The 12644-nt window shown below is 71.1% G+C and carries 12 protein-coding genes; all 12 read right to left on the bottom strand.

Going from position 1 to position 12644, the window contains the following annotated elements; all coding sequences use genetic code 11:
* Positions 1-18 precede the first annotated feature (18 nt).
* The 12 genes from ACFY6U_RS03290 to ACFY6U_RS03235 all read right to left on the bottom strand — a co-directional run bounded on the left by ACFY6U_RS03290 (position 19) and on the right by ACFY6U_RS03235 (position 12558).
* Positions 19-1128: an aliphatic sulfonate ABC transporter substrate-binding protein gene (locus ACFY6U_RS03290; protein WP_390034823.1), complete on the bottom strand. Its 1110-nt coding sequence runs from the start codon at positions 1126-1128 to the stop codon at positions 19-21.
* A gap of 231 nt (positions 1129-1359) precedes the next feature.
* Positions 1360-2697, bottom strand: coding sequence for a sulfate adenylyltransferase subunit 1 (locus ACFY6U_RS03285; RefSeq protein WP_390034822.1), 1338 nt, complete (start codon positions 2695-2697; stop codon positions 1360-1362).
* 2 nt (positions 2698-2699) lie between these two features.
* The gene (gene cysD, locus ACFY6U_RS03280; protein ID WP_390034821.1) at positions 2700-3638 is read right to left on the bottom strand and encodes a sulfate adenylyltransferase subunit CysD; all 939 of its coding nucleotides are present in this window, start codon (positions 3636-3638) and stop codon (positions 2700-2702) included.
* Positions 3635-4210, bottom strand: coding sequence for an adenylyl-sulfate kinase (gene cysC, locus ACFY6U_RS03275; RefSeq protein ID WP_351493068.1), 576 nt, complete (start codon positions 4208-4210; stop codon positions 3635-3637). Before cysC ends, cysD begins: the two co-directional genes overlap by 4 nt.
* Complete coding sequence (locus ACFY6U_RS03270) at positions 4207-4917, bottom strand: phosphoadenylyl-sulfate reductase (protein WP_390034820.1); 711 nt, start codon at positions 4915-4917, stop codon at positions 4207-4209. The genes cysC and ACFY6U_RS03270 overlap by 4 nt, the downstream gene beginning before the upstream one ends.
* Positions 4914-5093 (bottom strand): hypothetical protein, encoded by a 180-nt coding sequence (locus ACFY6U_RS03265; protein ID WP_351328653.1) that lies wholly within the window; start codon positions 5091-5093, stop codon positions 4914-4916. Before ACFY6U_RS03265 ends, ACFY6U_RS03270 begins: the two co-directional genes overlap by 4 nt.
* On the bottom strand, positions 5090-6787 hold the full coding sequence (locus tag ACFY6U_RS03260) for a nitrite/sulfite reductase (RefSeq protein WP_390034819.1): 1698 nt from the start codon (positions 6785-6787) through the stop codon (positions 5090-5092). The genes ACFY6U_RS03265 and ACFY6U_RS03260 overlap by 4 nt, the downstream gene beginning before the upstream one ends.
* A 128-nt stretch (positions 6788-6915) precedes the next feature.
* The gene (locus ACFY6U_RS03255; RefSeq protein WP_309500612.1) at positions 6916-6999 is read right to left on the bottom strand and encodes a putative leader peptide; all 84 of its coding nucleotides are present in this window, start codon (positions 6997-6999) and stop codon (positions 6916-6918) included.
* Between the two features lie 104 nt (positions 7000-7103).
* Entirely contained in the window at positions 7104-7682 is a 579-nt protein-coding gene (locus tag ACFY6U_RS03250; RefSeq protein ID WP_351493074.1) for a GNAT family N-acetyltransferase, read from the bottom strand.
* 42 nt (positions 7683-7724) lie between these two features.
* The gene (locus ACFY6U_RS03245) at positions 7725-9059 is read right to left on the bottom strand and encodes a hypothetical protein (protein ID WP_390034818.1); all 1335 of its coding nucleotides are present in this window, start codon (positions 9057-9059) and stop codon (positions 7725-7727) included.
* 172 nt (positions 9060-9231) lie between these two features.
* Positions 9232-10503 carry a GAF domain-containing protein gene (locus tag ACFY6U_RS03240; RefSeq protein WP_390034817.1) on the bottom strand — a complete coding sequence of 424 codons (1272 nt, stop codon included), beginning with the start codon at positions 10501-10503 and terminating at the stop codon, positions 9232-9234.
* Positions 10504-10920: 417 nt separating this feature from the next.
* A complete protein-coding gene (locus tag ACFY6U_RS03235) occupies positions 10921-12558 on the bottom strand; it encodes an acyl-CoA dehydrogenase family protein (protein ID WP_390034816.1) in 1638 nt (545 codons plus the stop codon).
* Between the last annotated feature and the right edge of the window lie 86 nt (positions 12559-12644).

Here is a 12644-nt window from a genome sequence, read left to right as displayed (position 1 = left end):
ATCTCGTCGGGACCGGCGTCAGCTGCTGCCGAGACCGGCGGCGTCGACCGGGCTCTGGCCGTCGGCCTTCAGCACCTTGTTGAGGATCGTCAGGTCGTAGATGTTCTTCAGCAGCGGGTCGGTGAGCAGACCGGCCTTGACGGCGTGCTGGGCCTCGGTGTTGAGGGTGGAGGCCAGCGGGTCGTCGGTGAACTTGATGGACGACCAGGCCGAGTTCAGGACGTCGTCGGGCAGCGCCTTGCCGGAGTCGACCGCCAGCTGCTTGTTGGCGGAGGCCTTCGCCGCGTCCGGGTTGGCGTTGATCCACTTGTTGGTCTCGACCGAGCCCTTGAGGACCGCCTCGACGACCTTCGGGTGCTCCTTGAGGAACTTCTGCGACACGATGATGTTCGTGATCACGAACTTCTTGTCGGGCCACAGCGAGGACTCGTCGAGCAGCACCTTGCCGCCCTCGGCGACCAGCTTGGACGCGGTCGGCTCCGGCACCCACGCGCCGTCGATCGAACCGGCCTTGAAGGCGTCCGGCGTGATCTTGTTGTCGGTGCGGACGACCGTGACGTCACCCTTGCCGCTCTGCGCGTCGACCTTCCAGCCCTGCTCGGCGACCCAGTTGAGGAACGCCACGTCCTGCGTGTTGCCCAGCTGCGGGGTCGCGATCTTCTTTCCCTTGACGTCCGCCAGCGACTTGATCTTCTTCGGATTGACGACCAGCTTCACGCCGCCGGACGCCGAACCGCCGATGATCTTCAGGTCGGTGCCGTTGGACTTGGTGTAGCCGTTGATCGCCGGGGAGGGGCCGATCCAGCCGATGTCGATCGAGCCGGAGTTGAGCGCCTCGATCTCGGAGGGCCCGGCGTTGAAGATCGCGTACTTGGCCTTGGTGGCACCGAGCTCCTTCTGGAAGAAGCCCTTCTGGTTGCCGACCAGGGCGGTCGCGTGGGTCAGGTTGCCGAAGTAGCCGATCTTGACGGTGTCGAGACCGTCGATCTTCTTGGCCCCGGCGGCGACCTTGGTGGTGTCGCTCTTGTCGGAGTCCGACCCGTACCCGCAGGCGGCGAGCGTGAGCAGGGGGAGCGCGGCGAGCGCGGCTATGCCGCGGCGAAGGAGCTTGGAGCGGTTGGCAGGCACGGGAGGCTTTCCTCTCGTTGGCCCGGCGGTCACGGTCTCTCAGGTCGTGGCCGGGAGGTCGGCAGGTCTTCGTCGCATCCGGGACGTCGGGTGGGGGGCCAGGGCGCGCAGGCAGTGCGCGTACGTCAGCACGCACATCGCGCCACCCCGCCCTGCCCGCTCCCGAGGTCGCCGCTGCCGACGCGGCCGCCCTCCTTCGCGAACGTCGAGTAGACGTCGGTCGTCGTCATGTCAGAAGTCCCAGCCGTCGTCTTCGGTCTCGTCCTTGACCGGCTCGGGGGAGGCGAACGACTCGCCGACCATGCCCGCGGTGAGCGTGGTGCCGTCGGCGGGGTCGATCAGGATGAACGAGCCGGTGCGGCGCGAGTCGGCGTAGGAGTCGACCGGCAGCGGCTCGGCGGTACGGATCTTCACCCGGCCGATGTCGTTGGCGACGAGCTGTCCCGGGTGCGGGTGCAGGGACAGGTCGTCGAGCGTCAGACGGGACGGGATGTCCTTGACGACCGCCTTGACCGTGCGGGTGCCGTGCTTGAGCAGCACCCGGTGGCCGACGGTCAGCGGCTGGTCGGCGACGTGGCAGACGGTCGCCTCGACGTCCTGGGTGGTCGCCGGGGCGTCCTTGGTCGGCACGATCAGGTCGCCGCGCGAGACGTCGATGTCGTCCGCGAGCAGGAGGGTCACCGACTGGGTGGTCCACGCCGTGTCGACCGGGTTGCCCAGCAGGTCGATGCCCGAGATCGTCGTCGTCCGGCCGGACGGCAGGACCGTGACCGGCTCGCCGACGTGGAAGGTGCCGGCCGCGATCTGGCCGGCGTACCCCCGGTAGTCCGGGTGGTCGGCGGTCTGCGGGCGGATCACGTACTGCACGGGCAGCCGGGCGTGGCAGTGCGCCAGGTCGTGGCTGACCGGGACGGTTTCCAGGTGCTCCAGGACGGTCGGGCCGCCGTACCAGTCCATGTTCGCGGACGGTTCCACGACGTTGTCGCCGACGAGCGCCGAGATCGGGATCGCGGTGATCTCCGGGACACCCAGCTCGGTCGCGTACGCCGTGAACTCCTCGGCGATCCCGGCGAAGATCGCCTCCTGGTAGCCGACCAGGTCCATCTTGTTGACGGCGAGGACGACGTGCGGGACGCGCAGCAGGGCGGCGATCGCGGCATGCCGGCGGGTCTGCTCGACGACGCCGTTGCGGGCGTCGACCAGGACCACGGTCAGCTCTGCGGTGGAGGCACCCGTCACCATGTTGCGGGTGTACTGCACGTGCCCGGGGGTGTCGGCGAGGATGAACCGGCGCCGGGGCGTGGCGAAGTAACGGTACGCCACGTCGATCGTGATGCCCTGCTCCCGCTCGGCCCGCAGCCCGTCGGTCAGCAGGGCGAGGTCCGGGGCGTCCTGGCCGCGACTGGCGGAGGCTCGCTCGACGGCCTCCAGCTGGTCGGCGAGGACCGACTTGGAGTCGTGCAGCAGCCGTCCGACGAGGGTGGACTTGCCGTCGTCGACCGAACCGGCGGTCGCGAACCGCAGCAGGGTCGTCTCGGTGAGGCCGAGTTCCGTGGTGCTCGTGCTCATGGTTAGAAGTACCCCTCGCGCTTGCGGTCTTCCATCGCGGCCTCGGAGAGCTTGTCGTCGGCACGCGTGGCGCCGCGCTCGGTGAGCCGGGAGGCGGCGATCTCGGCGATCACGGCGTCCAGCGTGCCGGCGTCGGAGTCGACGGCACCGGTGCAGGACATGTCGCCGACGGTCCGGTAGCGCACCTGGCGCTTCTCGACGGCCTCGGCGCCCTTCGGGCCGCCCCACTCGCCGGCGGTCAGCCACATGCCGTTGCGTTGGAAGACCTCGCGCTCGTGCGCGAAATAGATCTGCGGCAGCTCGATGCCCTCGCGGGCGATGTACTGCCAGACGTCCAGCTCGGTCCAGTTGGAGAGCGGGAAGACGCGGACGTGCTCGCCGGGGGCGTGCCGGCCGTTGTAGAGGTTCCACAGCTCGGGGCGCTGGCGGCGCGGGTCCCACTGGGAGAACTCGTCGCGCAGGGAGAAGACGCGCTCCTTGGCGCGGGCCTTCTCCTCGTCGCGGCGGCCGCCGCCGAAGACGGCGTCGAACTTCTCGCTCTGGATCTTCTCGGTCAGCGGGAGGGTCTGCAGCGGGTTGCGGACGCCGTCCGGGCGCTCCTTGAGCACGCCCCGGTCGATGTAGTCCTGCACGGAGGCCACATGCAGCCGCAGCCCGTGCTTCTCGACCGTACGGTCCCGGTACTCCAGCACCTCGGGGAAGTTGTGTCCCGTGTCCACGTGCAGCAGCGAGAACGGGACCGCCGCGGGCGCGAACGCCTTGAGCGCCAGGTGCAGCATGACGATGGAGTCCTTGCCGCCGGAGAACAGGATCACCGGCCGTTCGAACTCACCTGCCACCTCGCGGAAGATGTGGACCGCCTCGGACTCCAGCGCGTCCAGGTGGGACAGGGCGTACGGGGTGCCCGTGCCCTCCCCGTGAGCCGCCACGGTCGTCGTCATGCCAGTCCCTTCCCGCTCAGCAGGGCGTACACGGACGCCGCGGACTCCTGCACGCTCTGGTGCTGCGACTCGATCCGCAGATCGGGCGTCTCGGGCTCCTCGTACGGGTCGTCGACGCCGGTCAGCCCGGTCAGCTCGCCCGCGGCCTGCTTGGCGTACAGACCCTTCACGTCGCGTACCGAGCACACCTCGACCGGGGTCGCCACGTGCACCTCGACGTACGCGGTGCCGTTCTCCTCGTGGCGCTTGCGCACCGCGTCGCGGCTGTCCGCGTAGGGGGCGATCACCGGGACGAGCGCTTTGACGCCGTTGCGGGCCAGCAGTTCGGCGACGAAACCGATGCGCTGCACGTTGGTGTGCCGGTCCTCGCGGCTGAAGCCGAGGCCCGCGGAGATGAACTCGCGGATCTCGTCGCCGTCGAGCACCTCGACGAGGTGGCCCTCCTCGCGGAGCCGGCCTGCGAGCTCGTACGCGATGGTGGTCTTGCCGGCGCTCGGCAGACCCGTGAGCCAGACGGTGGCTCCGGTCGTCACGTTGTTCTCCTGGTTCGTCGAAGGCCCGGTTGTCGTCATCCGTGCAGTCCGCACTCGGTCTTGGCCCGCCCCGCCCAGCGCCCGGCGCGTGCGTCCTCGCCCTCCAGCACCCGGCGGGTGCAGGGGGCGCAGCCGACGGAGGTGTAGCCGTCCATCAGCAGGGGGTTGGTCAGTACGCCGTGTTCGGTGACGTAGGCGTCCACGTCGTCCTGGGTCCAGCGGGCGATCGGGGAGATCTTGACCTTCTGCCGCTTCTCGTCCCAGCCGACGACCGGGGTGTTCGCCCGGGTCTCCGACTCGTCACGGCGCAGCCCGGTCGCCCAGGCGGTGTAGTTCTTCAGACCGCGCTCCAGCGGCTGGACCTTGCGGAGCTTGCAGCACAGGTCGGGGTCGCGGTCGTGCAGCCTCGGGCCGTACTCCGCGTCCTGCTCGGCGACCGTCTGGCGCGGGGTGAGGGTGATGACGTTGACGTCCATCACGGCCTCGACCGCGTCCCGGGTGCCGATGGTCTCCGGGAAGTGGTAGCCGGTGTCGAGGAAGACGACGTCCACGCCCTTCTGGACGCGGGACGCCAGGTGGGCCACCACCGCGTCCTCCATGGAGGAGGTCACGCAGAAGCCCTTGCCGAAGGTGTCCACCGCCCACTGGAGGATCTCCAGGGCGGAGGCGTCCTCGAGGTCGCGCCCGGCCTGCTCGGCCAGCGCCTTCAACTCGTCGGTCGTGCGGTCTTCCTGAGCCGTGGTCATATCTGTTCCCCTCCAGCTTCGGAGTGCTTCAGCCCCCGGGCGAGCAGCCCGAGGAACTTCAGCTGGAATGCGCGGTTGCAGGCCGCGCATTCCCAGGCGCCGTGGCCCTGCTCGCTCGGACGCAGATCCTCGTCGCCGCAGTAGGGGCAGTAGAACGGGGCGGCCCGCTCGCTCATGAGAGGGCCTCCTCGCTGGCGCGGGACGCCCAGGCGGCGAACCGCTCGCCGTCCGCGCGCTCCGCCTGGAAGCGCTTGAGCACCCGCTCGACGTAGTCCGGCAGCTCCTCCGAGGTCACCTTGAGACCGCGGACCTTGCGGCCGAACCCGGCCTCCAGGCCGAGCGCGCCGCCCAGGTGCACCTGGTACCCCTCGACCTGCTCGCCCGCGTCGTTCAGGACCAGCTGGCCCTTGAGACCGATGTCCGCGACCTGGATGCGGGCGCAGGCGTTCGGGCAGCCGTTGAGGTTGATGGTGAGCGGCTCGTCGAACTCGGGGAGCCGCCGCTCCAGCTCGTCGATCAGGGCGCTGCCGCGCTGCTTGGTCTCGACGATGGCGAGCTTGCAGTACTCGATGCCGGTGCAGGCCATGGTGCCGCGCCGGAACGGGGACGGCTTGGCGGTCAGGTCCAGCGCCTCCAGGGCCTCGACCAGCGACTCGACCTGCGCCTCGGTGACATCGAGGATGATCATCTTCTGCTCGACGGTGGTCCGCACCCGGCCCGAGCCGTGGGCCTCGGCGAGGTCCGCGATCTTCGCGAGGGTGGCGCCGTCCACGCGGCCGACGCGCGGGGCGAACCCGACGTAGAAGTTGCCGTCCTGCTGCCGGTGCACACCGACGTGGTCCCGCCAGCGCTGCAGCGGCTCGGCCGGCGCGGGGCCGTCGACGAGCGCGCGCTTGAGGTACTCGTCCTGGAGCACCTGGCGGAACTTCTCCGGGCCCCAGTCGGCGACCAGGAACTTCAGGCGGGCGCGGGTGCGCAGCCGCCGGTAGCCGTAGTCCCGGAAGATGCCGACCACACCGGCCCACACCTCCGGGACCTCCGCCAGCGGAACCCAGGCGCCGAGCCGGACGCCGATCTTCGGGTTGGTGGACAGGCCACCGCCGACCCACAGGTCGAAGCCGGGGCCGTGCTCGGGGTGCTCGACACCGACGAACGCCACGTCGTTGATCTCGTGCACGACGTCCAGGAGCGGGGAGCCGGAGATCGCCGTCTTGAACTTGCGCGGCAGGTTGGAGAACTCCTTGCTGCCGATGTACCGCTCGTGGATCTCGTCGATCGCCCAGCTGCCGTCGATGATCTCGTCCTCGGCGATGCCGGCCACCGGCGAGCCGATCACGACACGCGGGCAGTCGCCGCACGCCTCGGTGGTGGACAGGCCGACCGCCTCGAGACGGTTCCAGATCTCCGGGACGTCCTCGATGCGGATCCAGTGCAGCTGGATGTTCTGCCGGTCGGTGATGTCCGCACTGCCCCGGGCGAACTCCTGCGAGATCTCGCCGATCACCCGCAGCTGCTGCGTGGTGAGCCGCCCGCCGTCGATGCGCACGCGCAGCATGAAGTACTTGTCGTCCAGCTCCTCCGGCTCCAGGACGGCCGTCTTGCCGCCGTCGATGCCGGGCTTGCGCTGCGTGTACAGGCCCCACCAGCGCATCCGTCCGCGCAGGTCGTTGGGGTCGATCGAGTCGAAGCCACGCTTGGAGTAGATCGTCTCAATGCGTGTCCGCACATTGAGACCGTCGTCGTCCTTCTTGAACTGTTCGTTGCCGTTGAGCGGGGTGTAGTGACCCATAGCCCACTGACCCTCACCACGGTGACGGCTCACCTTGCGGCGGGGCGCGGAGGCGGCAGGGTTCTGCGGGGTGGCGGCCATGGCGATATACGTCCTTCGGGACAGGCGGGAAGCGGCTCTGACCTGCGCTTAGGGGCGCATGGGGCATGTCTGCGCGGCGTTGCGCAGGGGGAGAGGTCTGGACAGGACAGCGCGGCGGTGCTGTGCTCTCAGCCCGCCGGACAGATGGCGCTGGACATGCGGCCGAGGTCGACGTGCCGCCGACTCACCAAGGCAATTCCAGTTCCAGACATGACGGAAGCGTGTCACGCGGATCTCCGGCCAGTCCACCATCGTCCGCGATTCGGACCAATCTATTCTGAATATTGAGACAGAGTGTTGTGGGTCACGCCGGGTTTCACGCGGTGGTGTGCGCCCCGGGCCACGGTCCGGGCGCCGAGACGTCCGGTTCCTCCTCGGCCTTCGTGTCGAAGAGCCGGAACCCCCGCCGCTGGTAGTTCGCCATCGCGTGCTCGCCGTCCAGGCTGCACGTGTGCAGCCACACCCGCTTCGTCGGCGGCAGTCCGTCCCACCGCTCCGCCAGGTCCCAGGCGCGCGCGGCGCCGTACGAGAGCAGGTGACCGCCGATGCGGCGGCCCCGGAAGGCCGGGACCAGGCCGAAGTAGACGATCTCCACCACACCGTCGTCCTGCGGTTCGAGTTCCACGTAGCCCGCCGGGGTGCCCCGGTCGTACGCGACCCAGGTCTCCACGCCCGGCCGCGCCAGGTGCTGCTGCCAGCGGGCGTAGCTCCAGCCGAGCCGGTCGGTCCAGCGGATGTCACCGCCGACCGAGGCGTACAGGAACCGGCTGAACTCGGGGGAGGGGACCTCGGCGCGGACGATCCCGACCGTGTCGCCGTCCGGGGCGGCGGCGGGCAGGAGGTCGGCCGGGGAGGTCTGCTCCAGGGACCAGGTGGTCACGACGATGCTGCTCATGGGGCCAGGCAATCATCCCGGCCCCGGACGTGTCGACGGCCGTTATCCGAGTGACGCGTCGATCGAGCGCAGCGGGACCGAGAACAGCATGCGGTCCGAGACCGACCACACCTCGCCCGTGTCGGGCGCGTAGGAGAGCGAGCCGGTGTCCTCGGCCCAGCAGCGGTGCGAGGCGTCCGAGCCGCAGCGGGCTCCGTCCGCGCCCTCGGTGTCCTGCCGCCACAGGCTGCCGTGCCCGTCCATGGCGCCGGGCAGGTGCCCGACGTACCACTCGGAGCCGGTCGCGCCCGGCGGCCGGTACGACAGGACCCCCCGGATCTCCGAGGCCCCGGTCCGGTACGCCTCGACCGCGTCCGCCCGGCCGGAGGGGTCCGTGGCGAGCAGTCCGGCACGCTTCGGGTTCTCGTCGAACGCGTACCGCCACAGCCGGGCGTGCTGGTCGCTGCCGGCGGGCGTCCACTCGCCGAGGACCAGGCTGTCCGGGGCCGTCCCCCGGTCCACGGAGAGCGCGCTCGGACAGGGCGCACCGGTCCGGGAGCAGGCCCCGGCGGTGAAGCGGTACGAGCCCACGGCCGGCATCACGTACCGGAAACCGTCGGCCGACCAGCCGCCGGACACCCGGCCGACCGCCTCGGTCAGCACCGAGGTGCGCTGGATGCGGTTCAGGTCGTAGACGTAGAGCGCGTCGGCGCTGCCCTGGACGGTGGTGACCAGGAGCTTGTCCCCGTACCAGGCCATGCCGGAGATCTGCGAGGCCAGGCCCCGGTAGTTGCCGCCGTCGGCGCTGGGCACGGCCAGCAGGACCCAGGAGTACGAGGGGTGGGCAGGGTCGTTCGCGTTGATCACCGCGACCCTGGCCAGGCCCCGGGAGGCGGCGGGACCGGTGGAGGTGCTGTGCGTCCAGCCGGCCAGCACGACGCGGTTGGCGCCCCACAGGCCGTCGTCGTCGGCCTCCGAGGAGGTGGTCACCGAGGCCGGCTTCCAGTCGTCGGTGAGGGTGTCGGTGGGGTCCCAGCAGTACGCCGCGGTGGCGGCCGGGGTGACCGGCAGCGAGTCCCGGTCGTCGGAGTCGCAGTCGGCCGCCTCGCGCAGGGTGTGGTCCGAGGCGGCCAGTATGTCGGCGACCCCGACCGTGCCGCCCATCGCCGAGGCGAGCCGGTCCAGCGAGCGGCGCGGTACGAGGTGCTCCCGGAGTTGCAGCCGGGCGGTGTCGGCGGTGGAGGTCAGTGGCTTCAGCGCGCCGGGGTCCTCGGCGACCGTGGCCTGTGAGGCGCTGACGATCGTGGCCGCCGCGGTGAGCGCCAGCGCGGTGCCGGCCAGGGCAGCGCGCAGGGCCGCACCCCGTCTGCGCCGCCGGTGTCTGCCGCGATGCTTCATGTCTCCTCCCGAGACGGGCCAACTGCGCCTGATGGTCAAAGCGTTGACCGAGGAGCAGGTGGGGAGCCCGTACCGGGATGCTACGGCAGCCGGGGCCGCCGTATCTCGAAGACCCCGCAAATATGCGGAAGATACCTCCCTGACTGCCCCGGATGCGTTAAATACGGCTGTGTTAAATACGTCCGGGCGTCCGGGACGCGGTCACCGCCGGGGCGGTCGAGGACGGCAGCAGGTCGCGCGGGTCGTCGGGGAGCAGCACCTCGATCTCCGCGTCCTCCCGGAAGCGGTACGGCCGGTGTTCGAGAAGCGCCCCGAGGTACCGCCGGATCCTGGACATCTCCGCGCGTACGGTCACGGTCCGTGAGGCGTCACCGAACACGTCCTCGGCCAGCCCGGCCGCGCTCCGGCCGCCCCGCCGCACCGCCAGCAGGTACAGCAACTCGGCGTGCCGGGGACTGAGTTCACGGGACCAGGAGACCGCGCCGCCGCCGACCGTCACGCACGGGCGGCGCGGCCGGGCCAGGTCGAGCACGAGCCGGTCCCCGCCCGCCGGCGCCGGCTCGTCCACCGCCCGCAGCAGCCAGCCACCGGCCAGCGGCTCCACCGCGCACAGCCCGAGCGCGGGCAGCCACCGGCGGCCCGGCGACAGCGACTTGGGCAGCGCGAGCCGCCGTGGATACGGCATGCCGGTGACCGCCGCGGTCCAGCCGTCGGCGTCCACCACCAGCGCTCGCCCGCCCAGCCGGGCCAGCACCGGCGCCGCGACCGCCCGCAGCCGCTCCAGCGCGTCCAGGTGCACCTCCCGCAGCCGCGCCTCGGCGAGCTTCGCCACCGAGTCCACCCAGGCCAGGGTCGCCGGATGCATGGTCTCCAGCGGGCCGCTGACGTCCACCACGCCGAGCAGGCTGCCGTCCCGGGGATCCGTGATCGGGGCGCCGGAACACGTCCAGGAGACGTGCGAGCGGACGAAGTGCTCGGCGGCGAACACCTGCACCGGCCTGCGCACCACCGCCGGGGTGCCGATCCCGTTGGTCCCGACGACGTCTTCGCGCCAGTCGGCGCCGAGTTCGAAGCCCAGCCCGTCCGCCTTGCGCAGCACCGGCGAGGATCCCTCCCGCCACAGCACGCGGCCGGCGGCGTCCGCCACCACCATGATGTGCTGGGCGACGTCCGCGACCGAAAGCAGTCCCTCGCGCAGCACCGGCAGCACGTCCTTGAGCGGTGACTCCTCGCGTCTGCGCCGGACTTCGTCGGCGGACAGCAGCCCGGACCGGAAGTCGTGGTCGGGGTCGACGCCGCTGCGCAGCATCCGCCCCCAGGACTGTTCGATCACCGGTCGGGGTGAGACGCGCCCACGCTGTCCGGCGAGGCTGGCCTCGCGCACCTCGTTCAGTACCCGCGCCGCCTGCGCCGCGTCCTTCGCGGCGAGTCGCGCCACGTCCATCGGCGGGTTCCCCACTGAGGTCCTCCCGGATACGCCTCGAAAAGGCATCGATGAGTCGCTGTCAAGCCGTCCGGGCGGCGGTTTCCGGTCCGACTGCGCGTCTCATACTGCCGTTTTCCGGTGCCGGAGGCACACAGTCCGCACACAGACACCAATATGTTGCAACCCCTTGCAACCCTGGTGAACGGGCCGGGGGTGGCCGAAACTTGAGCCGACGCCGCGGCGTCAGTGGCCTGTACATGGGCCGAAGAGGCGGGGGTGGTGCCGTGTCGGCGCAGCACCACCCCTGCCGCAGCCTGCGGCGCCTTGGCCGTGCGCGGCAGGGGGTGCGTTGTTGCGGTGCGTTGGCGGCTGACGGTTGTGGGGGGTTGCTCGCGCAGTTCCCCGCGCCCCTACAGGTAGGGCAAGTCCCGGATCTCAGAAGGTCACCCGGGATCGGTCCACCACCGCCGTGAGGTCCAGGCCGCCTGGCAGCGTGCCGAAGGTCGAGCCCCAGTCGTGGCCCAGGCGGGACGCGCAGAAGGCGTCCGCCACCTCCGGTGGTGCGAAGCGGACCAGCAAGGAACCCTGGAGGACCGTCGCAAGCCGTTCCACCAGTCGCCTGGCGCGGGACTCCATGCCCTCCAGGTCGGCGAGTTCGGAGAAGAGGTCCTTGACGGCGCGGTCCAGGCGGTGGTCGGCGCCGTGGGCGCGGCCGATCTCCTGGAGGTAGGCGTCCAGCGCGCCCGGTTCGCGTTGCAGGGCGCGGAGCACGTCCAGGGCCTGGATGTTGCCGGCGCCCTCCCAGACGGAGTTGAGCGGCGACTCGCGGACCAGCCGGGGCAGGCCCGACTCCTCCACGTAGCCGTTGCCGCCCAGGCACTCGGCGGCCTCCACGACGAGCGGCGCGCAGCGTTTCGTCACCCAGTACTTGGCGGCCGGCAACGCCAGCCGCAGCAGGGCCCGTTCGGATTCGCTCCCGTCGTCGTAGGCGGCGGCCAGCCGCAGCGCGAGCGTGGTCGCGGCCTCCGACTCGATCGCGAGGTCGGCCAGGACGTTGCGCATCAGCGGCTGGTCGGCGAGCTTCGTGCCGAAGGCCTCGCGGTGCGTGGCATGGTGCACGGCCTGCGCCACCGCCTGCCGCATCAGCCCCGCCGAGCCCAGTACACAGTCCAGCCGGGTCGCCGCGACCATCTCGATGATGGTCCGCACCCCGCGCCCCTCCTCGCCCACCCGCCGGGCCCAGGTCCCGTCGAACTCGACCTCGGCCGACGCGTTGGACCGGTTGCCGAGCTTGTCCTTGAGCCGCTGGAGGAGGAAGACGTTGCGGGTGCCGTCCGCCAGGACGCGCGGCACGAGAAAACAGGTGACGCCGCCCGGGGCCCGGCCCAGCACCAGGAAGCCGTCCGACATGGGTGCCGAGCAGAACCACTTGTGTCCGGTCAGGGTGTACGTCCCGGCCTCGGCGAGCGGGGCGGCGGTGGTCGTGTTCGCCCGTACGTCGCTGCCGCCCTGCTTCTCCGTCATGCCCATGCCGAACAGGGCGCCGGCCTTCCGCGCGGCGGGCCGCAGCTCACGGTCGTAGATCATGGAGGTCAGCAGCGGCTCCCACGCGGCGGCCAGCTCCGGATCGGTGCGCAGCGCGGGCACCGCCGCGTTGGTCATCGACAGCGGGCAGCAGTTGCCGGCCTCCACCTGGGTCCAGACCAGGAAGGCGGCGGCCCGCCGGACGTGGCCGGACGGCCGCACCCAGCCGGTGGTCAGGCCCGCGCCGACGCCCTTGCCGAGCAGCCGGTGCCAGGCGGGATGGAACTCGACCTCGTCGATCCGGTGGCCGTAGCGGTCGTGGGTGCGCAGCCGCGGTGGGTGCTCGTTCGCCTGGGCCCCCCACTCCTGCACCTGCGCCGAGCCGGCCGAGGCGCCGATCCCCGAGAGCTCGGCGCGCACCTCGTCGAGCAGCTCCGGGTCGGTGTGCCGCCCGACGGCCTCGACCAGGGCCAGGTCGGCACCGAACAGGTCGTACCCGACCAGCGGGGGCGGCTGGTTGGTCACGCTGTGCGTGGTGTTGCCTGCCATGTCTGCGAACCTACCCCGGAAGGCGGCGGTGGCATCCAGCCTGACACAACGGCCCCGGTCACCGCGCCCGCCCCGGCCGGAGCCCC

This window comes from Streptomyces sp. NPDC013157 (assembly GCF_042899865.1).
Taxonomy (GTDB): Bacteria; Actinomycetota; Actinomycetes; order Streptomycetales; family Streptomycetaceae; genus Streptomyces.
The sequence above is the reverse complement of the archived record's forward strand: the minus strand, read 5'-3'. Positions and strand labels throughout refer to the sequence as shown.

What these genes read in the sequence shown, in the direction of transcription:
- ACFY6U_RS03285 (WP_390034822.1), bottom strand. Translation starts at nt 2,697, where the DNA reads ATGAGCACGAGCACCACGGAACTCGGCCTCACCGAGACGACCCTGCTG.
- cysD (WP_390034821.1), bottom strand. Translation starts at nt 3,638, where the DNA reads ATGACGACGACCGTGGCGGCTCACGGGGAGGGCACGGGCACCCCGTAC.
- cysC (WP_351493068.1), bottom strand. Translation starts at nt 4,210, where the DNA reads ATGACGACAACCGGGCCTTCGACGAACCAGGAGAACAACGTGACGACC.
- ACFY6U_RS03270 (WP_390034820.1), bottom strand. Translation starts at nt 4,917, where the DNA reads ATGACCACGGCTCAGGAAGACCGCACGACCGACGAGTTGAAGGCGCTG.
- ACFY6U_RS03265 (WP_351328653.1), bottom strand. Translation starts at nt 5,093, where the DNA reads ATGAGCGAGCGGGCCGCCCCGTTCTACTGCCCCTACTGCGGCGACGAG.
- ACFY6U_RS03260 (WP_390034819.1), bottom strand. Translation starts at nt 6,787, where the DNA reads ATGGCCGCCACCCCGCAGAACCCTGCCGCCTCCGCGCCCCGCCGCAAG.
- ACFY6U_RS03255 (WP_309500612.1), bottom strand. Translation starts at nt 6,999, where the DNA reads ATGTCTGGAACTGGAATTGCCTTGGTGAGTCGGCGGCACGTCGACCTC.
- ACFY6U_RS03250 (WP_351493074.1), bottom strand. Translation starts at nt 7,682, where the DNA reads ATGAGCAGCATCGTCGTGACCACCTGGTCCCTGGAGCAGACCTCCCCG.
- ACFY6U_RS03245 (WP_390034818.1), bottom strand. Translation starts at nt 9,059, where the DNA reads ATGAAGCATCGCGGCAGACACCGGCGGCGCAGACGGGGTGCGGCCCTG.
- ACFY6U_RS03240 (WP_390034817.1), bottom strand. Translation starts at nt 10,503, where the DNA reads ATGGACGTGGCGCGACTCGCCGCGAAGGACGCGGCGCAGGCGGCGCGG.
- ACFY6U_RS03235 (WP_390034816.1), bottom strand. Translation starts at nt 12,558, where the DNA reads ATGGCAGGCAACACCACGCACAGCGTGACCAACCAGCCGCCCCCGCTG.